Genomic DNA, 21062 nt, shown 5'->3' with positions numbered 1-21062 from the left:
CCAGGATGCCGGTCGTACCTGTCAGCTCCTGTCAGGTACGACCGGCGACAGTTCACTCCCCCAGCACCCGCCGGAGGAAGTCGTTGCCGAACGTGCCCTCCGGGTCGTACGCCCGCACGAGCGCGCCGAAGCGCTCCGACGGCTCCGGCCACCGGGTGAACAGCTTGCCCCAGTGCGGCCGGGGGTCGAACGGCGCCAGCGTCTCCTCCACCAGCCGCAGCGCCGGGAGCACGACGTCCCAGTCCTTGATCCAGGTGAAGTGGACGGCGACGCTGTCACGCCCGTGGAACGGGCTCAGCCACAGGTCGTCGGCCGCGACCGTGCGCACCTCCGAGATCCGCAGCGCGGGCCGGATCCGGTCGCCGGCGGCGTACAGGGCGGCCAGCGCCTCGGCCGCCCACTCTCGCGGCATCGCGAACTCCGACTGCAGCTCGTCGCCGGCGTTGCTCGGCGGCGCGTCGGCCCGGAAGTGCGGCAGCCGCTCGTGCCACGGCCCCGGCACGCCGAGCTGCCCGGTGCAGCTGTCCGGCGGCATGCCCGGAACCGGGTGACGCGGGCCGTCCGCCGCCCGGGTGCCGAGCCAGTCGCCGTCGGGCAGCTCGGTGAGCCGCTTGAGCCACACCCGGGTGGAGCTCCAGTCGGTGAACTGGCTGACGCTGTATCCGCCGGCCATGACCTCGTCGAACGGGGCGTCGCGGGGCAGGTCCTCACGGACGTACTGGCGCAGCTCGAAGGCCGGCACCAGGTCGAGCGTGAGCGTCGTGACGACGCCGAGCGCCCCGAGCGCGACCACCGCGCCCGGGAAGTCGTCGTCGCCGCGTTCCAGCGAGACCAGCTCGCCGTCGGCCGTGACGAGCTCCAGCCCGGACACCGCGGCCGAGAGGCTGCGGTTGCCGTCACCCGAGCCGTGCGTGCCGGTCGCCACCGACCCGGCCACCGAGATGTGCGGCAGGGACGCCATGGCGGCCACCGCCAGCCCGCGCGCGTGCAGCTCGGCCGCGAGCCGCGCGTAGGTCATGCCCGCCCCGACCCGCGCCCGCGCCGCGCCGTCCGCCCCGGTGTGGATCTCCAGCGTGTACGGCATGCGGTCCAGCGAGACGAGCTCGCCGGGCGTGTCGGCGACGTCGTTGAACGAGTGGCCGCTGCCCAGCGCCCGCACCCGGGGGCTCCCGGCGACGAGGCGCCGGAGCTCGTCCAGCGTGGCGGGCCGCCGCACCTCCGGCGCGCGGAAGGCGACGTTGCCCGCCCAGTTGGTCGGCCCGGCGGTCGTCCCCGCCGTCATCAGAAGCCCTGCGCCAGCCGGTAGTACGCCTGGTTCCAGCGCAGCTCCTTGGCGAACTGCCGGGTCGTGGTGTCGGCGTCGATGACCAGCAGCTCCACGCCCAGCATGTCGGAGAAGTCCGTGAGCTCCTCGGCGCCGACGGCCGTGGACAGCACGGTGTGGTGCGGCGCGCCGGCGGTCAGCCAGGACTCGGTGCTGGTGCGGAAGTCCGGCCGGGGCCGCCAGACGGCGCGGGCCACCGGCAGCGCGGGCAGCGGCTCGGACGGGGCGACGATGTCGATCTCGTTGGCCACGAGCCGGAACCGGTCGCCCATGTCGGCCAGGCCCACGACCACACCCGGGCCGGGGGCCGCGTCGAACACCAGCCGGACCGGGTCCTCGCGGCCGCCGATGCCGAGCGGGTGGATCTCGCACGACGGGGTGTCCGCGGCGATCGAGGGGCAGACCTCCAGCATGTGCGCGCCGAGGATCAGCTCCTCGCCCGGCGTCAGGTGGTAGGTGTAGTCCTCCATGAACGACGTGCCGCCGCCGGGCGCCATGGCCTTGAGCGTGCGCAGCAGCACCGAGGTCTTCCAGTCGCCCTCGCCGCCGAAGCCGTAGCCCTCGGCCATGAGCCGCTGCACGGCCAGGCCGGGAAGCTGCCGCAGGCCGCCGAGGTCCTCGAAGTTCGTGGTGAACGCCTTGAACCCGCCGTCCTCCAGGAAGGTGCGCAGGCCCAGCTCGATGCGGGCGGCGTAGCGCAGCGACTCCCTGCGCTCGCCGAGCAGCACGGGCGCCACGTGGTAGAGCTCCTCGTACTCCTTGACCAGCGCGTTCACGTCGGCGTCGGAGGCCGCGTCCACGGCCTCGACCAGGTCGTTGACGCCGTAGGTGTTGACGGAGACGCCGAAGCGGAGCTGCGCCTCCACCTTGTCGCCCTCGGTGACGGCCACGTCGCGCATGTTGTCGCCGAAGCGGGCCAGCTTGAGGGTGCGCACCTCGGCCAGGCCGGCGGCCGCCCGCGCCCACGCCTCGATGCGCTCGCCGACGCGCGGGTCGCTGACGTGCCCGGCGACGGTCTTGCGGGCGACGCCGAGCCGCGTCTGGATGTGGCCGAACTCGCGGTCGCCGTGGGCGGCCTGGTTGAGGTTCATGAAGTCCATGTCGATGGAGCTCCACGGCAGCTCCACGTTGGCCTGCGTGTGCAGGTGGAGCAGCGGCTTGCGCAGCGCGTCCAGGCCGGCGATCCACATCTTGGCCGGCGAGAACGTGTGCATCCAGGCGATGACGCCGGCGCAGGAGTCGTCGGCGCTCGCCTCCAGCATCACGCGCCGGATGGCCGCGGCGTCCGTGAGCACGGGCTTCCACTCCACGGGCACCGGCAGGGCCTCGGCGATGCGCCGGGACTGCTCGGCGACCTGCTGAAGCGTGTCCTCTCCGTACAGTCCTTGGCTGCCGGTCAGAAACCAGATGGTCAACGCGGGCTCCTCTGTCCATATACGTTCTGGTAGCGGTCGTACAGGCGGTCGATGTCGTCCTGTGCGATGGTCAGCGGCTCGCCGAGCTGGCGGGCGACGTGCACCGTGCGGGCGACGTCCTCGCACATGACGGCGGCCTTCACCGCGGCCTTGGGGTCCTTGCCGATGGTGAAGACGCCGTGGCTGCGCATGAGCACGGCGGGCGAGCGGTGGCCCTTGAGGGTCTCGACGATGCCCTGGCCGATGGAGTCGTCGCCGATCAGGGCGAACGGCCCGACCGGGATCTCGCCGCCGAACTCGTCGGCCATCGCGGTGAGCACGCAGGGGATGGCCTCGCCGCGGGCGGCCCACGCGGTGGCGTAGGTGGAGTGGGTGTGGACCACGCCGCCGACCTCGGGCATGTTGCGGTAGACGTAGGCGTGCGCGGCGGTGTCGCTGGAGGGCGAGTGGTCGCCCTCGACGAGGTTGCCGTCGAGGTCGCACAGGACCATGTTCTCCGGGCCCAGCTCGTCGTAGCTCACGCCGGACGGCTTGATGACGAACAGCTCCTCGCCGGGGATCCGGCCGGAGACGTTGCCGGCGGTCCACGCGACGAGGTTGTTGCGTACGAGCTCGGCGTGCAGGTCGCTGACCGTCCTCCTCATGCGCTGGATCATGCGCCGGCCTCGTTCCTGATCTTCCGCAGGGTGTGCAGCATGCGTCCGTCCCCGAAGTAGTCGTGCAGTGTGCGGTATTCGGCGTAGAGCTTGTCGTAGGCGTCGGCCCGGCCCTCGTCGGGCACGTAGACGTTCTCGCGGCGCGTGCCCATGGCGGCCGCGGCCTGCTCGATGTCGGCGTACGCGCCGGCGGCGACGGCCGCGTGGATGGCCGAGCCGAGCGCCGGTCCCTGCTCCGAGCCGATCACTGAGATCGGGCGGCGCAGCACGTCGGCGTAGACCTGCATGAGGAAGTGGTTCTTCAGCAGCCCGCCCGCCGCCACGAACTCCTCGACCGGCACGCCGGACGCCTCGAACGTCTCGACGATGACGCGGGCGCCGAACGCGGTGGCCTCGATGAGCGCCCGGTACACGTCCTCGGGCCGGGTGCTGAGCGTCTGGCCGACGATCACGCCGGACAGGTTGTGGTCCACCAGCACCGAGCGGTTGCCGTTGTGCCAGTCGAGCGCGACCAGGCCGTGCCGGCCGACCTCCTGGGCGGCGGCCAGCTCGGTCAGGTACGCGTGGACCGTCTGGCCGCGCTCCTCGGCGGCGCGCGTGTAGGAGGCGGGCACGGAGTTGTCGATGTACCAGGCGAAGATGTCGCCGACGCCCGACTGTCCGGCCTCGTAGCCCCACAGGCCGGGCACGATGCCGTCGCGGACCACGCCGCACATGCCCGGCACCTCGGCGAGCTGGTCGGAGGGCATGACATGGCAGGTGGAGGTGCCCATGATGGCGACCATCTGGCCGGGCCGGACGGCGTCGGCCGCGGCGGAGGTGACGTGCGCGTCGACGTTGCCGACCGAGACGGCGATGCCCTCGGGCAGCTTGGTCCAGGCGGCCGCCTCGGCGGTCAGCCGGCCGGCGAGCCCGCCGAGATGGGAGATCTCGTGGGCCAGCTTGGCGGTGAAGCCGGCGAAGCCGGGGTTGAGCGCGGCCAGGAACTCCTCGGCGGGGTAGGCGCCGTCCTGGTAGATGCCCTTGTAGCCGGCGGTGCAGGCGTTGCGGCTCTCGACGCCGGTGAGCTGCCAGACGATCCAGTCCGCGGCCTCGATCCAGCGCTCGGCCCGCTCGTACACCTCCGGGTCCTCCTCCAGCACCTGGAGACCCTTGGCGAACTGCCACTCGGAGGAGATCTTGCCGCCGTACCGGGGCAGCCACGCCTCGCCGCGCTCGGCGGCCAGCGCGTTGATGCGGTCGGCGTGGGCCTGCGCGGCGTGGTGCTTCCATAGCTTGGGCCAGGCGTGCGGCCGCTCGGGCGTCTCGAAGCAGAGTGGTGTGCCGGCGGCCGTCGCCGGCAGCACGGTGCAGGCGGTGAAGTCCGTGCCGATGCCGATGACCTGGGCCGGGTCCACCCCGGCGGCGGCCACGGCCTCGGGCACCGCGGTCCTCAGCACCTCCAGCCAGTCGTGCGGCGACTGCAGGGCCCAGTCGGGCCCGAGCCGCACGTCACTGCCGGGCAACCGCTCCTCGATGACGCGATGGGCGTACTCGTGGACGGCCGTGCCCAGCTCGGCGCCGTCCCCGACGCGCACCACCACGGCGCGTCCCGACAACGTGCCGAAATCGACGCCGATCACATAGCGGTCATTGTTAACGCTCACACACACTCCCACGGTCGGGTACGGCAGACGCCGCACGAACGGTCAGTTACGGCGCCGCGCCGAGAATAGACGCTGCAGCAGGATGAACACGAACAGCAGCAACCCGATGAAGATTTTGGTCCACCAGGAGCTCAGCGTGCCCTCGAAGCTGATCACGGTCTGGATCAGCCCCAGCACGAGCACGCCGAGGACGGTGCCGAGCAGGAACCCGGAGCCTCCGGTCAGCAGGGTGCCGCCGATGACGACGGCCGCGATGGCGTCGAGCTCCATGCCGACGGCGTGCAGGCCGTACCCGGAGAGCATGTAGAACGACAGCAGCACCCCGCCGAGCGCCGAGCAGAACCCGCTGATCGTGTAGACCGCGACCTTGGTCCGCCCCACCGGCAGGCCCATGAGCAGGGCCGACTGCTCGCTGCCGCCGGTGGCGTAGACCGTGCGGCCGAGCCGGGTGTAGTGCAGCACGTACGCCGCCACCAGCACCACCACGGCCGCGATCACCACGCTCGGCGAGATCCACAGGTCGGCGAACAGGTCGATCCTGGTCTGCGCGAAGGCGGTGAACGTCGGGTCCTCGATGGGGATCGAGTCGGTGCCGATCGTGTAGCACAGGCCCCGGGCCAGGAACATGCCGGCCAGCGTCACGATGAACGGCTGGATGTCGAAGGCGTGCACGATGTAGCCCATCACCAGCCCCAGCGCCGACCCGATGAGCAGCACCAGCGGCACCACGAGGTACGGCGGCCAGCCCGGCCCGGCCATGAGGCTGGCCGAGATCATCGTGGACAGCGCGACGACCGACCCCACCGACAGGTCGATGCCGCCGGTCAGGATGACGAACGTCATGCCGACCGCGACCACCAGCAGGAAGGCGTTGTCGATGAAGACGTTGAGGATCACCTGCCCGCTGGCGAACCCCTCGTAGCGGATGCCGCCCGCCACGAACATCGCCACGAACAGCCCGGCGGTCACGAGGACCGGCACGTACTTGGCCGGGACGGACCGGCCCCGGTCGCGCACCCGGTCGAGGATGGCCGTCGTCATGCCGTCACCCGCACCTTCTCCTCGGCCGCCGGGCGCGGCGGGACCGCGGGCCCGGCACGGCGGAACACCTTGTCGCGGAACTTCGGCGACTGGACCAGGCAGACGGCCGTCACCACGAGCGCCTTGAACAGCAGCGTGGTCTCCGGCGGCACGCCCACCGAGTAGATCGTGGTCGTCAGCGTCTGGATGATGAGCGCGCCCAGCACGGTGCCGCCCAGCGAGAACCGGCCCCCTGCCAGCGAGGTGCCGCCGATCACCACCGCCAGGATGGCGTCCAGCTCGATCCACAGGCCCGCGTTGTTGCCGTCGGCGCTGGACACGTTCGAGCTGATCATGAGCCCGGCGACGCCCGCGCAGAGCGCGGCGACCGCGTACACCGTGATGACGATCCCGCGCGAGCGGATGCCCGCGAGCCGGCTGGCCTCGGCGTTGCCGCCGACCGACTCGATGAGCATGCCGAGCGCCAGCCGGCGGGTCAGGAACGCCATGACGCCGAGCACCACGAGCACGAGCAGGATGCCGAACGGCACGGTCAGCAGGTAGCCGCCGCCGATGAGCTTGTAGGACGGGTCGTTGATCGTGATGATCTGGCCGTCGGTGATGAGCTGGGCCAGACCGCGCCCGGCGACCATGAGGATCAGTGTGGCGATGATCGGCTGGATGCCCACGACGGCCACCAGGAAGCCGTTCCACGCGCCGAGCAGCAGGCACAGCCCGAGTGCCAGCACCACGGCGGTGAACACCCCGGCGTCGTCGCTGATCTGCAGGCACGCCAGCGCGCCGGAGATCGCCACCACGGAGCCGACCGACAGGTCGATGCCTCCGGTGGCGATGACCAGCGTCATGCCGAGCGAGACGAGGATCAGGGGGGCGCCGAAGCGCAGGATGTCGATGAGGCTGCCGTAGAGGTGCCCCTCCTTCATCTCGACGGACAGGAAGGAGGGGGTGAAGAAGAGGTTGACGGCCAGCAGTGCCACCAGGATCAGCAGCGGCCAGAGGAGTCGCTTCATGCCCGTCCCCCGCTCGCGATGGTCTCCATGAGCACGTCCGTGGTGAGGGTGTCGTCGTTGGGCAGGTCGGCCACCAGCCTGCGGTCGCGCAGCACGCCGACCCGGTGGCTGAGCCGCAGCACCTCCTCCAGCTCGGCGGAGATGAACAGCACGGCCATGCCGCCGCCGGACAGCTCGGCGACGAGCCGCTGGATCTCGGCCTTGGCGCCCACGTCGATGCCGCGGGTGGGCTCGTCGAGGATGAGCAGCCGCGGCTCCAGGATGAGCCAGCGGGCCAGCACCACCTTCTGCTGGTTGCCGCCGCTGAGGTTCCGCACGAGATGGTCGGGGTTGGGCGGGCTGATCTTGAGCGCCTTGATGTAGCGGCTCACCAGCTCGTCCTGCTGGTCGCGGGGCACCGGCCGGGTCCAGCCGCGGGTCGCCTGGAGGGCGAGGACGATGTTCTCGCGGACCGTGAGGTCGGGGATGAGGCCGTCCCGCTTGCGGTTCTCGGAGCAGAACGCGATGCGGTGCGCCATGGCGGCGCGGGGCGTGCGCAGTGCCGCGGTCTCGCCGCCGACCGCCACCTCGCCGCTGGTCGCGTGGTCGGCGCCGAACAGCAGCCGGGCGATCTCGGTACGGCCGGAGCCGAGCAGCCCGGCCAGGCCCACGACCTCGCCCTCGTGGATGGTGAGCGTGAACGGCTCGACGGCGCCGGCCCGGCCCAGCTCGCGGGCCTCGACCAGCGGCCGGTCGAAGGTCCTGGCCTCGCCGTGCAGCCGTTCCAGCTCGGCCAGCTCCTGGCCGATCATCTTGGCCACGAGCCCGACCTGGCTGAGCTCGCTGGTGAGGTACTCGCCGACGAGCCGGCCGTTGCGCAGGATCGTCATCCGGTCGGAGATCTCGTAGATCTGGTCGAGGAAGTGGGAGACGAAGAGGATGGCGATGCCCTCCTCCTTGAGCCGCCGCATCACCCGGAAGAGCTGCCCGACCTCGCCCGCGTCGAGGCTGGAGGTGGGCTCGTCGAGGATGAGCACCCGGGCCTCGACGTCGATGGCGCGGGCGATGGCCACCATCTGCTGCAGCGCCAGGGAGTACGACGACAGCGGCGCCGAGACGTCGATGTCGAGCTCCAGCCGGTTCAGCAGCTCGGCGGCGCGGGCCCGCATCCGCTTCCAGTCGATGCGGCCGCGGCGGCGCGGCTCGCGGCCGATGAAGATGTTCTCCGCCACCGACAGGTTGGCGCAGAGGTTGACCTCCTGGTAGACGGTGCTGATGCCGGCCTGCTGGGCCTCCAGCGGGCCGGCGAAGGACACGGTCCGGCCGGCCAGCTCGATGGTGCCCGTGTCGGCGGAGTGGACACCGGTCAGGACCTTGATCAGCGTGGACTTGCCCGCGCCGTTCTCGCCCATGAGCGCGTGGACCTCGCCCGGCAGCAGCCGCAGGTCCACGCCGTCGAGTGCCCTCACTCCAGGGAACTGCTTGCCGATCCCGCTCATCCGCAGGACCGGAGCGGGTACGTCCATCGCGGCGCCCCCTCCTGTTCGCGTGATCTGCGCGGCCGGGCCGGTCGGGGGACCGGCCCGGCCACCGGTCAGTACTTGCGCTCGGGCAGCGCCGTCTTGGCCTGGTCCTGGGTGAACGTCGTCTCCTCCGTCACCACGCGGGCCGGGATGCTCTCATTCTTGACGACCTTCTTGGCGAGGTCCATGAGCTGCGGGCCGAGCAGCGGGGAGCACTCGACGATGTAGTTGATCTTCCCGTCGGCGAGCGCTTGCATGCCGTCGTGCACCGCGTCGACCGTGATGATCTTGATGTCCTTGCCGGGCACCTTGCCCGCGCCCTCGATGGCCTCGATGGCGCCGAGGCCCATGTCGTCGTTGTGGGCGTAGAGGACGTCGATGTCGGGGTTGGCCTTGAGGAACGCCTCCATGACCTCCTTGCCCTTGGCGCGGGTGAAGTCGCCGGTCTGCGAGGCGATGATCTTGAACTTGGGATCCGCCCCGATGACCTCCTGGAAGCCGGCCTTGCGGTCGTTGGCCGGAGCGGAGCCGGTCGTGCCCTGGAGCTCGACGATGTTGACGGTGTCCTTGGCGTCCTTGTACTCCTCGGTCAGCCACTTGCCGGCCTTGCGGCCCTCCTCGACGAAGTCGGAGCCGAGGAACGTCTTGTAGAGGCTGGTGTCCTTGGAGTCCACGGCCCGGTCGGTGAGGATGACCGGGATCTTGGCGTTCTTGGCCTCCTTGAGCACGGTGTCCCAGCCCGACTCGACCACCGGCGAGAAGGCGATGACGTCCACCTTCTGCTGGATGTAGGAGCGGATCGCCTTGATCTGGTTCTCCTGCTTCTGCTGGGCGTCGGAGAACTTCAGCGTGATGCCGGCCGTCTTGGCCGCCTCCTGCACGGACTTCGTGTTCGCGGTCCGCCAGCCGCTCTCGGCGCCGACCTGCGAGAAGCCCATGGTGATCGAGCCGTCGCCGCCGCCCGAGCCGCTGCCGCCGCTGCCGCCGCCGCACCCGGCCACCGTCACGGCGGCGAGGCCGGCGAGCGCCAGCATCGAGATCCTCTTCAACACGTGGTGTCCCTCTTTCTCGATGTGAGCGCTAACATCAGCGAGCTGACGAGAGCGCCCGCTTTCCGTGTCCCCGATGTCCCCGATGGTCTAGGTCGTAGGTGTCTGGTCAGACCCGTGCCGTGCTGGCACGGGCCACGAAGGCCGGCGGGACGACGAGACGCTCGCACGCCTGCGCGCCCTCGCCCTCGATCTGCCGGAGGAGCACCTCGATGCTGTTCCGGCCGACCGCGTCGAAGTCCTGCCTGATGGTGGTGAGGGGAGGCGAGAAGAACTCCGACTCCGGGATGTCGTCGAAGCCGACGACGCTCACCTGGTGGGGCACCTTCACCCCCTGCTCCGAGAACGCCCGCAGGACGCCCAGCGCCATCTGGTCGTTGGCCACGAAGACCGCGCTCACGCCCGTCATGGACGCCAGGCTGCGGCCCGCCTCGTAGCCCGAGCGCGGGCTCCAGTCGCCGGCCAGCGGCTCGGGAGCCTCGCGGCCCGCCTGGGCGAGCGCGGCCCGCCACCCGGCCACGCGGCCCTCGGCCTCCAGCCAGTCGGACGGGCCCCGGACGTGCCACACGGTCTCGTGACCCAGCGAGAGCAGGTGCTCGGTGGCGAGCCTGCCGCCCTCGACCTGGTCCACGCAGACCACCGACACGTCGCCGGCCTCGCCGCCCTCGACCGCCACGGTGGGCACGCCGAGCGGCAGGTCGGCCAGCGTCTGGGCCGCCGAGCGCTGCGGGGCGACCACCACGATCCCGTCGACGCCCTGGTCGGCCAGGTAGTCGAGGGCGTCGCGGACGCCGCTCCTGTCGATGGACTTGAGGCTGACGATGCTGACGAAGTAGCCCGCGGCCCGGGCGGCCTGCTCGATGCCGTACACCGTGCTGGCCGGGCCGTACAGGGTGGTGTCGAAGCTGACGACGCCGAGCGTGCGGGAGTGCTTGGTCACCAGGGCGCGGGCGACGAGGTTGCGGCGGTAGCCCAGCTTGTCGATCGCCTCCAGCACCCGCGTGCGGGTCTCGCTGCGCACGTTGGGATGCTCGTTGAGCACACGTGAGACCGTCTGGTGGGACACGCCGGCCTCCCGGGCGACGTCCGCCATGACCGGCGCGCGCCGGGCTTGCGTCGATCCCACGAAGTGCTCCTTCCCCGGCCCCTCACGCTGGGCCTGGGAAGACTGTGAACGTTAACAACGGGTCTCGTCAAGAGCTCGCGGGATTACGGAAACGTCACATGCGCGCTTGTGATCGCCCGTACGGGCACTCAGGCCCGATGAGCGCGGGGAAACCTCACGCGGCGGCGGTGGAGTCGCGAATCACCAGGTGACACGGCATGCGGTGGACCCCGGGCGTCGCCCTGCCGTCCATGGCCGCGAACAGGTGCTGGGCGGCGGTGCGGCCGAGCAGCTCCAGGTTCATGTCCACGGTCGTCAGCGCGGGCCGGGCCTCGGTGGACAGCACCTCCCAGTTGTCGTAGCCGATCACCGCGATGTCGGCGGGCACGGAACGGCCCCGCTCGCGGGCCGCCTCCACGAACCCGGCCGCTATCTGGTCGCTGCCGCAGAACACCGCGTCCACCTCGGGCTCGGCCATGAGCAGCATCTCGGCGGCGTGCCTGCCCCAGCGCTGCGACCACGAGCCCCAGAGCGTGTCGCCGGCCTGCTCGCAGCCGGCCGCCTCCAGCGCGATCCGCAGCCCCTCCTCGCGGTCGCGGGCCGCCTTGTAGTGGCGGGGACCGGTGACGTGCGCGACGCGGCGCCGGCCGAGCGCCAGCAGGTGCTCCACGGCCATCACGGCCCCGCCCACGTCGTCGGGCACGAACGAGACGTCCTCCGGGTCGTCGGAGGGCCCGTAGGCGTACACGACCGGGACCGGCACGTCGTTGCTGACCGAGGGCCGCGGGTTGGTGCTCTCCCCCACCACGATGATCCCGTCCACCCGGCGCGACAGCAGCGCGCGCAGGTGGTGCTGCTCCCGGATGGCGTCGCCGCGCGCGTCGCACAGCATCACCGCCATCTCCCCGGCGCCGAACGCGTCCTCGGCCCCGAGCAGCACGGGTATCCCGAACCTGCCCACGCTGTCGGAGGTGAGCAGCCCGACCGTGCGCGTCTGCCCCGACAGCAGGCCCCTCGCCAGGGCGTTCGGCTGGAAGGACAGCTCCGCGGCGGCGGCCAGCACCCGGTCGCGGGTCGATGCCCGGACGTCGTGCCGCCCGTTGAGCGCCTTGGAGGCCGTGGCGATCGACACCCCCGCCAGGGAGGCCACGTCGTTGATGGTCACGCGCCTACCCGCCATGTTTCGAAACCCTTTTCAGTCACCTGACAACTGCGAGGCACCTTAACACCCATTGACAGGCCCGGATGTTTCTTCTACGTTTCCGAAAACCTTTTAGTTCTCGGGGGTCCCGAAGGAGACAACCATGAGACGACGGCTGGCCGGGATCGCCATCCTCGGACTGTTAGCGCTCACATCAGCCTGTGGCGGCGGGAACGGATCATCGGCCGAGCCCTCCGAAGGCCCGGTCACCATCACCATGTGGACCCGCGCCGCCACGCAGGCCCAGAGCGAGCGGCTGGTGAAGGCCTACAACAGCAGCCACAAGAACCAGGTCAAGCTGACCGTCATCCCGACGGACAACTACCAGCCCCGCATCGCGGCCGCCGCCGGAGCCAAGCAGCTTCCCGACGTGTTCGCCGCCGACGTCATCTTCGTCCCCAACTACACCTCGCAGGGCCTGTTCCTGGACATCACCGACAGGATCGCCGCTCTGCCGTACAAGGACAAGCTGGCGCCCTCGCACATGAAGCTGGGCACGATGGACGGCCGGCAGTACACGCTGCCGCACACGCTCGACCTGTCGGTCTGGTTCTGGAACAAGGACCTGTACGAGAAGGCCGGGCTCGACCCGGAGAAGGGGCCGAAGACGCTCAAGGAGTTCGCCCAGCAGGCCACCACCATCCAGGAGAAGCTCGGCAAGGACGGCAAGGACGGCAAGGTCCACGGCACGTTCTTCGGCGGCAACTGCGGCGGCTGCTACGTCTTCACCTTCTGGCCCTCGGTCTGGGCGGCCGGCGGCCAGGTCATGAACGCCGAGGGCACGACGTCGCTCAACGACCAGCCGCCGATGACCGACGTCTTCAAGATCTGGCGCGAGATGTACGACAAGAAGGCCGTCGGCCCCACGGCCAAGGAGGAGCAGGGCCCGACCTGGACCGGCTTCTTCCCCAAGGGCGAGATCGGGGTCATGCCGATGCCCTCGACAACGCTCGGCCTGATGCCGAAGGACATGAAGATCGGCGTCACCCCGATCGCCGGCCCGGACGGCGGCGAGTCGACCTTCGTCGGCGGTGACTCGGTCGGCATCTCCTCCACCACGAAGAACGCCGACGCGGCCTGGGACTTCCTGTCCTGGACCATGTCGGACGACGCGCAGGTCGAGGTCATGGCCAAGAACAAGGACGTGCTCGCCCGCACCGACCTGGCCGGCAACAAGTACTCCTCCGAGGACCCCCGCGTGGTGCTGATCAACTCGCTGGTGGCCAAGGGGCAGACGCCGTTCGCGCCGCGCTTCGGCCAGACGTACAACGACCCGCAGGGGCCGTGGCTGCGTCTCGCCCGCGAGGCGATCTTCGGTGACGCCTCGAAGCTGCCGCAGCTCAACGCAGAGATCACGAAGTCGCTGCAGCAATGACGTTGACGCTCACGCGTACCGGGCGGCGGGCGGCGCACGGCGCGCCGCCCGCCCGATGGCGCAGCAAGAAGGTCCAGGGCTGGCTGTACGCGGCGCCCACCGCCGCCATCGTCGGGGTGCTCTTCCTCGTGCCCCTGGTGCTGGTGGTCTGGATGTCGCTGAACCGCTGGCCCCTTCTCGGCCCCGCCCGCTTCAACGCCCCGGACAACTACGCCAAGATCGCCGACAATCCGCTGTTCCTCGACGCGGTGCTCTTCACGCTGAAGTACACCGTGATCACCACGGTGCTGCTGTCGACGGTGGCGCTCGGACTCGCCCTGCTGGTGCAGGAGCGCAGGCCCGGCGTCGCCTTCTTCCGCACCGCGTTCTTCCTGCCGGGCGCGGTCGGCTTCGCCGCCGCCGCGCTGCTCTTCTACGGCATGCTCAACAACGACTTCGGCCCCATCGACCCGATCCTGCAGGGACTCGGCATCACCCACGAGCCGGTGAAGTGGATCGGCACGCCGAACATGGCGCTGTTCTCCACGATCGCGCTGGTGCTGTGGCGCTTCGCCGGGTTCAACATGCTCATCCTGCTGACCGGGCTCCAGGCCATCCCGATCGAGGTCTACGAGGCGGCCCGCAGCGACGGCGCCGGCCGCTGGCAGATCTTCACCAGGATCACGCTGCCGCTGCTGCGGCCCACGCTCGCCCTGATGCTGATCCTCAGCGTCACCGGCTCCCTGCTGGCCTTCGACCAGTTCTTCATCTTCACCAACGGCGGCCCCGACAACAGCACCGTCTCCATGGTCATGGTCGTCTACCGCGACGCGTTCTTCCGCTTCGACCTCGGCGGCGCCGCGGCCCTGTCGGTCGTGCTGCTGGTGGGCCTGGTCGGGCTGAACGCCCTGATGATGCGGAGGCTGCGGTGACACGCCACCTCACCCTTGCGGCCCTGGCCGTGCTGTTCCTGTTCCCGCTGGTGTGGAGCGGCTGGGCGTCGCTGGAGGACCCGTCCAACTACGTGGAGATGGCCGGGTTCGGCGAGGGGCTCGGCACGTACGCCACCAACAGCGTGCTCGTGTCGGTCATGACCGTCGGCGGCACGCTCGTGGTGTCGGCGCTCGGCGGCTACGCCTTCGCCCGCTTCGACTTCCCCGGCAAGAACCTGCTGTTCCTGGCCACGCTGGCGATCCTCATGGTGCCGTACGCGACGATCCTCATCCCGCTGTACGTGCTGCTCGGCTACATCGGCCTGCAGAACTCGCTGGTCGGGCTGGCACTGGTGTTCGTCATGTTCCAGCTCCCGTTCGCGCTGTTCATGATGCGCAACGCGTTCGAGGCGATCCCGCGCGAGCTGGAGGAGGCGGCGCTCGTGGACGGCTGCGGCACGTTCCGCGCGTTCTCCCGCATCCTGCTGCACGCGGTGCGGCCGGCGCTCGTCACGGTGGGCCTGTTCGCCTTCCTCGCCTCGTGGAACGACTTCTTCGCCCCGCTCATCCTGCTCAACGACGGCGCGTCGTTCACGCTGCCCGTGGCGGTGGTCAGCATGACCCAGCGCACGTTCGGCGCGATCGACTACGGGATGCTCCAGGCCGGCGTCATGGTCATGGCCCTCCCGTGCCTCATCCTCTTCATCGTCCTCCAGCGCCACTACGTGCGCGGATTCATGTCGGGAGCTCTGCGTGGCTAACCCTGTCCTGCCCTCCTCGGGCATGCTCTCCCCTCTGGGTCTCGACTCCGTACGGCTCGCCCCCGGCTTCTGGGGCGACCGGGCGGCGCTCAACCGGGACGTCACCATCGCGCACTGCCAGGAGTGGATGGAGCGTGAAGGCTGGATCGGCAACTTCCGCGGGCAGCGCCCGCGCAGGGGCCGCGAGTTCAGCGACTCGGAGATCTACAAGCTGCTGGAGGGCATGGCCTGGGCCGACCACCCGGCGCTGCCGGAGCTGGCCGAGACCGTGGGCCGGGCCCAGGAGGGCGACGGCTACCTCAACACGCGGTGGAGCGGCAACCGCTACACCGACTTCGAGTGGGGCCACGAGCTGTACTGCTACGGCCACCTCATCCAGGCCGGCGTGGCCCGGCTGCGCATGCACGGCGAGGACCGGCTGACCGAGATCGCCGTCCGCGCGGCCGACCACGTGTGCCGGCGCTTCATGGACACCACCGAGACCTGCGGCCACCCGGTGATCGAGATGGCCCTGGTCGAGCTGTACCGGGCGACCGGCGCCGAGCGCTACCTGGAGATGGCCCGCCGCTTCGTCGAGCGCCGCGGCCTCCCCGCGCTCGGCGACATCCCCTTCGGCCGCGCCTACTTCCAGGACGACGTCCCGGCACGGCAGGCGCAGGTCTTCCGCGGGCACGTCGTCCGCGCCCTCTACCTGGCCTCCGGCGTGGTGGACGTGGCCGTGGAGACCGGCGACCAGGAGCTGCTCAAGAGCGTCGAGGCGCAGTGGGAGCGGACCCTGGCCCGGCGCACCCACCTGACCGGCGGCATGGGCTCGCGGCACGCCGACGAGTCGTACGGCGAGGACTTCGAGCTGCCGCCGGACCGCGCGTACAACGAGACCTGCGCGAGCATCGCCTCGATCATGCTGGCGCACCGGCTGCTGCTGGCCACCGGCGACGCCAGGTACGCCGACGTGGCCGAGCGCACGATGTACAACATGCTGGCCACCGGCGTCGCGCTGGACGGCCGATCGTTCTTCTACGCCAACCCGCTGCACGTGCGGGTGGCCGCCGAGCCGCCGCAGGGCGTCAACCACGCGGCCGAGGGCAGCCTGCGCTCGCAGTGGTTCGACGTCTCCTGCTGCCCGAACAACATCGCCCGCACCCTCGCGTCGCTGGGTGCTTACGTGGCCGCCGCCGACCCCGGCGGGGTGCGGATCCACCACCACACGCCCGCCGAGATCCGGCACGGCGACCTGGCGCTGCGCGTGGAGACCGGTTACCCGTGGACGGGCGGCGTGACCGTGCGGGTGCTGGAGGACGGCGCCGGCACCGTGTCGCTGCGGGTGCCCTCGTGGGCGTCCGGCGCCACGCTCTCCCACGGCTCCGGCCCCGCCCGCGAGGTCGCGCCCGGCTACGCGGCGGCGGAGGGGCCGTGGAAGGCCGGCGACGAGATCCGGCTGGAGCTGCCCATGGCGCCGCGCTGGACGTTCCCGGACCGCCGGGTCGACGCGCTGCGCGGCTGCGCGGCGGTGGAGCGGGGACCGATCGTGTACTGCGCGGAGTCGGTCGGCGACGAGCCGCCGCTGGCGCACCTGACCGTCCGCGTGTCGTCACCGCCCGCCGAGGCCGCGCCTGCCCAGGCGGGCCCTGCCGAGGACGACGTGGACCACGGCCCGGCCGGCGGCGAGGCGGTCGAGCTGGAGGTCGCCGCCGTGCATGCGGCGCCCTCCGGGAACGGCTGGCCGTACGGCCCCGACCCGGACCACGCGACCGGCGGCACGGACACCGCGCTGCGGCTCGTCCCCTATCACCGGTGGGGCAACCGCGGCCCCGCCACCATGCGCGTCTGGCTTCCCATCGCCGAGTGACACCCCCCGCTGGAGGAAACCCCCGTGCGTAGAACCCTGCCCTGTCTGGTCGCCGTGACGCTGGCGGGCGGACTGCTCGCCGGCACCCCGCCGGCCGCCTCCGCCGTGACGGCCCGGGCGGCCGAGGACGGCCTGGGCATGCCGGTCTTCACCGGCGCGGACCCGGTGCCCGACGAGCCCGTCGGCTACCACCCGCGCAAGATGATGGAGGAGATCTACAACAAGGAGAAGGGCGGCGACTCCTACTGGATCGACCGCATGCTGGCCCGCCCCGGTGACGACCCGGCGGGCGACTGGCTGATGTCGCGCGGCCGGGCGCTGTTCATGAAGGAGCACGACCCCGCCAAGCTCGGCTTCGGCGGCAGCGTCGCCTACTGGGAGAGCGTCGACAACCGCGACGCCTACACGATCTCCCTCGGCGCCGGCCTCGCCGAGGACAAGGCCAAGCGGCTGCAGATGCCGAGCCACTGGACCGGCGCGTACACCGGCGACGGCCTGTCGGTGAGCGTGAAGAAGTTCATCACCCACGAGAACGTCGCCGTCACCACGCTGGCCGTCACCAACACCGGCACGGACCGGCGGGAGGTTCCCGTCAGCGTCGTCTCGCCGTACGCGAGGACCGCCGACGGCGAGCGCGAGCTGACCGGCGTGGTCACCGCCAAGAACCGCCTGACCACGATCTTCCCGCGGCTCAGCGGCGACGGCCTCAAGGCCGCGGACGGCGAGCTGAGGGGCACGCTCACCCTCGGGCCCGGCCAGACCGCGACCACCAAGGTCCAGATGGGCTTCGTGACCGAGGAGCTGCCCGGCTCCCGGACGGAGTACGACGGCTACCGGGGGCGCTCGCCCGAGAAGGCGCTCAAGCGGCAGCTCCAGGACTACAACGCCTGGTGGGCGGAGAACCTGCCCTACATCGACGTGCCCGACGAGAACATCAAGAAGTTCGTGTACTACCGCTGGTGGCTGATGAGGTTCAACTTCCTCGACGCCGACATCCCGGGCAACGACTTCCAGTTCCCGACGTCGGTCGAGGGAGCCCTCGGCTACAACAACGCCATCGTGCTGACCGTGCCGATGTTCATCCAGGACCTCAAGTACCTGCGCGACCCGATCTACTCGTACGGGCCGTGGGTGTCGGCGGGCGAGGTGTCGCGCAACTCCAAGTACACCGACAACCCCGGCGACCCGGAGAACTGGTCGAACAGCTACACCCAGTACATCTCGGCCGCGGCGCTGGAGAGCTACCAGCTCCACGGCGGCCAGCCCGGCGTCCTGCGCAACCTGGCCCGCTACGCCGAGAAGGACGTCTACGGGCAGCTCAACGCCTACGACTCCAACAAGAACGGCGTCATCGAGTACGACTGGGAGGCCATGACCGGCAACGACGCCGACGCGGTGTCGTTCCACTACTACGACCGGGCCAACGAGCGGCTCGAAGGCGCCTACGTGTACGCCAACGCCATGGCGGCGGCCCAGGCGTACGCGCTGATCGGCGACACGGCGAAGGCCACCGAGATGCGCGGCGTGGCCGACAAGGTGAAGAGCGGCATCCTGTCCCTGCTCTGGGACGACAAGGACAAGCTGTTCAAGCACCGCGACCTCCAGACGGGCAACCTGATCCCGTGGAAGGAGTCGAACAACTACATCCCGTACGCCACGGGACTGGTGCCCACGGACGACCCGAAGTACCGGGAGGCGCTGCGCCTGTGGGCCGACCCCGCCGAGTACCCGATCTTCCCGGCCTACACGGCCAACCAGAAGGACAAGGCGGAGGCCGCGGCCCAGGGCAAGCCCGGGTCGAACAACTTCTCGCAGATCAACTCCACCCGGAACTTCGCGCTGTTCTCCAAGGCGCTGCGCGAGTACGCCTCGCCGTACATCACGGCCGACCAGTACAAGCAGCTCCTGTACTGGAACGCCTGGTCGCAGTTCGTCGGCGGTGACACCCGCTACCCCGACGCCAACGAGTTCTGGGCCAACTGGAACCCGGCCACCAAGAGCATCGACTACCGCTCGTGGATCCACCACACGATCCTCGGCAGCAGCAACTGGACCGTCATCGAGGACGTGATGGGCCTGCGCCCGCGCTCCGACGGCAAGGTCGAGCTGTGGCCGGTGGACATCGGCTGGGACCACTTCACGGTCAACGGGATCGACTACCGCGGCGACGACCTGACCATCGTCTGGGACAAGCCGGGCGACGGGACCACCCACTACAAGGGCGTGCCCGAGGGCTACTCGATCCTCGTCGACGGCAAGCGCAAGGTCACCCTGTCCGGGCTGGCGCACGCCACCTGGGACCCGGCGACCGGCAAGGTCGAGGGCGCCACGGGCGTCACCGTCCTGCACAGCGAGAAGGCGCCGGCCATGCGCGCCCCCGCCGACGTGAAGCTCAAGGGCGCCAGGGTCGAGGACCTGTTCCAGAAGGCCGGCGTGGACCTGCGCTCCGCCGGCACCAACCTGGTCACCGGCGCCACGGCCTCCCACGGAGACGCCGCCCCGGCGGCCGACGGGTTCACCATCAACGAGCCGTTCTGGGGCAGCAAGGGCTCCGGCAAGCCGCAGGACTGGCTGGCGGCCGACCTCGGCGGGGCCAAGCCCGTGGACCTCGTCCGGCTGTACTTCACCAACGACCGCAAGCCGGGCGGCTACAGCGAGCCCGCGTTCTACCAGGTGCAGTACCTGGACGGCGACGCCTGGAAGGACGTGCCGGGGCAGGCCAGGGAGCCGGTGCACCCGCGGGCCAACCTCAACACGATCCGCTTCCCCAAGGTCGTCACCTCGAAGCTGCGGGTGCTCGTCACCCACCGCCCGGGGTACGCGACCGGGCTGAAGGAGGTCCAGGCGTACGCGACGGGCGAGGACGCGCCGCGGGCGGGCAACGCCCCGCCGTACGTGCTGGCCGTCGCCGACCCGTCCTTCAACCGGCCGGGGCAGGCCAAGCTGGACGCCGTGGTCAAGGACGACGGACTGCCGTCGGGGACGCTCACCACGCAGTGGAGCGTCGTGGACGGGCCCGGTGAGGCGTTCTTCACCGACCCGGCCGGGACGAGCACCGTCGTGTCGTTCACCGAGCCGGGCACGTACCGGCTCAAGCTGACCGCCTCCGACGGCGCGAAGCAGACGACCGCCACGGTGACCGTCACCGCGGGCGCGCTCGGCGCCCAGGTGAACGTGGCCCCGTACGCCACACCCACCGCCTCCTACACCTCTTCGTGGGAGAAGGTGACGGCGGTCAACGACGGCATCGACCCGCCCCGCTCCAACGACGGCGCCAACCCGCGCTGGGGCACCTGGCCGCAGCAGGGCACGCAGTGGGTGCAGCTCGAATGGCCCTCGCCCGTGCGGGTGAACAAGGCCGACGTGTACTTCTTCGACGACGGGGGCGGCGTCCGCGTGCCGAAGTCGTGGAAGATCCAGGCGTGGAACGGCCAGGAGTTCGCCGACGTCACCGGCGTCGCGTCCTACCCGGCGGCCGCCGACGCCTACAACACGGTCGCCTTCGACACGGTCACGACGACGAAGCTGCGCGTCCAGCTCGAAGCGGCGGAGGCGTCGGTCGGGCTGCTGGAGGTCAAGACGTACGCGGTGCCGCCGGACTCGGTGCGGCCGGTCCACGTCCCGACGCTCGCCGGGACGCTGCCCCAGCTCCCCGCCACGGTCGAGACGCTGTACGACGACGGGGTGCGCGGCCGGGCGGCGGTGACCTGGCAGCAGGTGACGGCCGACCAGGTCAGGACGGGCGGCACGAGCTTCACCGTCACGGGCCTCGCCGAGGGCCTGCGGCAGCCGGTCCAGGCCACCGTGTACGTCAGGACGACGGGGGCGGTGACCATCACCTCGCTGGCCGAGGAGGCGGTGCGCACCCGCGCCGGCACGGCTCCGGCGCTGCCGGCGACGGTCGTCGCCACCTACAACGACGGCTCCAAGGACAGCGGCGTCGCGGTGACGTGGGCCGCGGTCGGCGCCGACCAGTACGCCAGGCCGGGCACGTTCACGGTGACCGGTGAGGTGGCCGGCACCACGCTCCAGGCCAAGGCGACCGTGACGGTCGAGTAGACACACGGCCGTCCGATGAGACCTGGGGCCGGGGGCCCCCCCCGCGGGGGGGGGGCCCCCCCCCCCCCCCCCCCCCCGGCGGGGGGGGGGGGGCCCCCCCCCGGGGGGGCGCGGGGGGGGGGCAGCGCCGGGCGGCGGGGGGGGGGGGGGGGGCCCGG

Annotated in this window: 15 protein-coding genes; 5 read left to right on the top strand and 10 right to left on the bottom strand. The window is 70.9% G+C overall.

Translation table 11 applies throughout. From position 1 onward, the window contains the following. Window positions 1–52 precede the first annotated feature (52 nt). The 10 genes from ACIBG4_RS04850 to ACIBG4_RS04805 form a co-directional block, all read right to left on the bottom strand. Window positions 53–1282 carry an FAD-binding protein gene (locus ACIBG4_RS04850; RefSeq protein ID WP_397200708.1) on the bottom strand — a complete coding sequence of 410 codons (1230 nt, stop codon included), beginning with the start codon at window positions 1280–1282 and terminating at the stop codon, window positions 53–55. Then, entirely contained in the window at window positions 1282–2739 is a 1458-nt protein-coding gene (gene araA / locus ACIBG4_RS04845; RefSeq protein WP_310711678.1) for an L-arabinose isomerase, read from the bottom strand. The genes ACIBG4_RS04850 and araA overlap by 1 nt, the downstream gene beginning before the upstream one ends. Beyond that, complete coding sequence (locus ACIBG4_RS04840) at window positions 2736–3383, bottom strand: L-ribulose-5-phosphate 4-epimerase (protein ID WP_397200707.1); 648 nt, start codon at window positions 3381–3383, stop codon at window positions 2736–2738. Before ACIBG4_RS04840 ends, araA begins: the two co-directional genes overlap by 4 nt. An 8-nt stretch (window positions 3384–3391) precedes the next feature. Further along, on the bottom strand, window positions 3392–5041 hold the full coding sequence (gene araB, locus ACIBG4_RS04835; protein ID WP_310711680.1) for a ribulokinase: 1650 nt from the start codon (window positions 5039–5041) through the stop codon (window positions 3392–3394). A gap of 42 nt (window positions 5042–5083) precedes the next feature. Next, on the bottom strand, window positions 5084–6082 hold the full coding sequence (gene yjfF / locus ACIBG4_RS04830; protein WP_397200706.1) for a galactofuranose ABC transporter, permease protein YjfF: 999 nt from the start codon (window positions 6080–6082) through the stop codon (window positions 5084–5086). Beyond that, window positions 6079–7092 carry an ABC transporter permease gene (locus ACIBG4_RS04825; RefSeq protein ID WP_355439632.1) on the bottom strand — a complete coding sequence of 338 codons (1014 nt, stop codon included), beginning with the start codon at window positions 7090–7092 and terminating at the stop codon, window positions 6079–6081. The genes yjfF and ACIBG4_RS04825 overlap by 4 nt, the downstream gene beginning before the upstream one ends. Next, window positions 7089–8597 (bottom strand): sugar ABC transporter ATP-binding protein, encoded by a 1509-nt coding sequence (locus tag ACIBG4_RS04820; RefSeq protein WP_310711683.1) that lies wholly within the window; start codon window positions 8595–8597, stop codon window positions 7089–7091. The genes ACIBG4_RS04825 and ACIBG4_RS04820 overlap by 4 nt, the downstream gene beginning before the upstream one ends. A gap of 68 nt (window positions 8598–8665) precedes the next feature. Further along, on the bottom strand, window positions 8666–9646 hold the full coding sequence (locus tag ACIBG4_RS04815; protein WP_310711684.1) for an ABC transporter substrate-binding protein: 981 nt from the start codon (window positions 9644–9646) through the stop codon (window positions 8666–8668). Window positions 9647–9752: 106 nt separating this feature from the next. Then, window positions 9753–10736, bottom strand: coding sequence for a LacI family DNA-binding transcriptional regulator (locus ACIBG4_RS04810; RefSeq protein WP_397201231.1), 984 nt, complete (start codon window positions 10734–10736; stop codon window positions 9753–9755). A gap of 187 nt (window positions 10737–10923) precedes the next feature. Further along, entirely contained in the window at window positions 10924–11928 is a 1005-nt protein-coding gene (locus ACIBG4_RS04805) for a LacI family DNA-binding transcriptional regulator (RefSeq protein ID WP_310711685.1), read from the bottom strand. A 124-nt stretch (window positions 11929–12052) separates the two neighbouring features. On the opposite strand from ACIBG4_RS04805, the gene ACIBG4_RS04800 reads away from it, so the two are divergent. Genes ACIBG4_RS04800 through ACIBG4_RS04780 form a run of 5 tightly spaced genes read left to right on the top strand, consistent with a single transcriptional unit; the run spans window position 12053 to window position 20904 of the window. Continuing rightward, window positions 12053–13324, top strand: coding sequence for an ABC transporter substrate-binding protein (locus ACIBG4_RS04800; RefSeq protein WP_397200705.1), 1272 nt, complete (start codon window positions 12053–12055; stop codon window positions 13322–13324). Beyond that, a complete protein-coding gene (locus ACIBG4_RS04795) occupies window positions 13321–14235 on the top strand; it encodes a sugar ABC transporter permease (protein ID WP_310711687.1) in 915 nt (304 codons plus the stop codon). The genes ACIBG4_RS04800 and ACIBG4_RS04795 overlap by 4 nt, the downstream gene beginning before the upstream one ends. Beyond that, window positions 14232–14996 (top strand): carbohydrate ABC transporter permease, encoded by a 765-nt coding sequence (locus ACIBG4_RS04790; protein ID WP_355439644.1) that lies wholly within the window; start codon window positions 14232–14234, stop codon window positions 14994–14996. The genes ACIBG4_RS04795 and ACIBG4_RS04790 overlap by 4 nt, the downstream gene beginning before the upstream one ends. Beyond that, a complete protein-coding gene (locus ACIBG4_RS04785) occupies window positions 14989–16845 on the top strand; it encodes a glycoside hydrolase family 127 protein (protein ID WP_397200704.1) in 1857 nt (618 codons plus the stop codon). The genes ACIBG4_RS04790 and ACIBG4_RS04785 overlap by 8 nt, the downstream gene beginning before the upstream one ends. Window positions 16846–16869: 24 nt before the next feature. Next, on the top strand, window positions 16870–20904 hold the full coding sequence (locus tag ACIBG4_RS04780; protein ID WP_397200703.1) for an Ig-like domain-containing protein: 4035 nt from the start codon (window positions 16870–16872) through the stop codon (window positions 20902–20904). Window positions 20905–21062: the final 158 nt, after the last annotated feature.

This window comes from Nonomuraea sp. NPDC050383 (genome assembly GCF_044459125.1).
Lineage (GTDB): Bacteria > Actinomycetota > Actinomycetes > Streptosporangiales > Streptosporangiaceae > Nonomuraea.
This window is presented reverse-complemented; position numbering and strand designations above follow the sequence as displayed.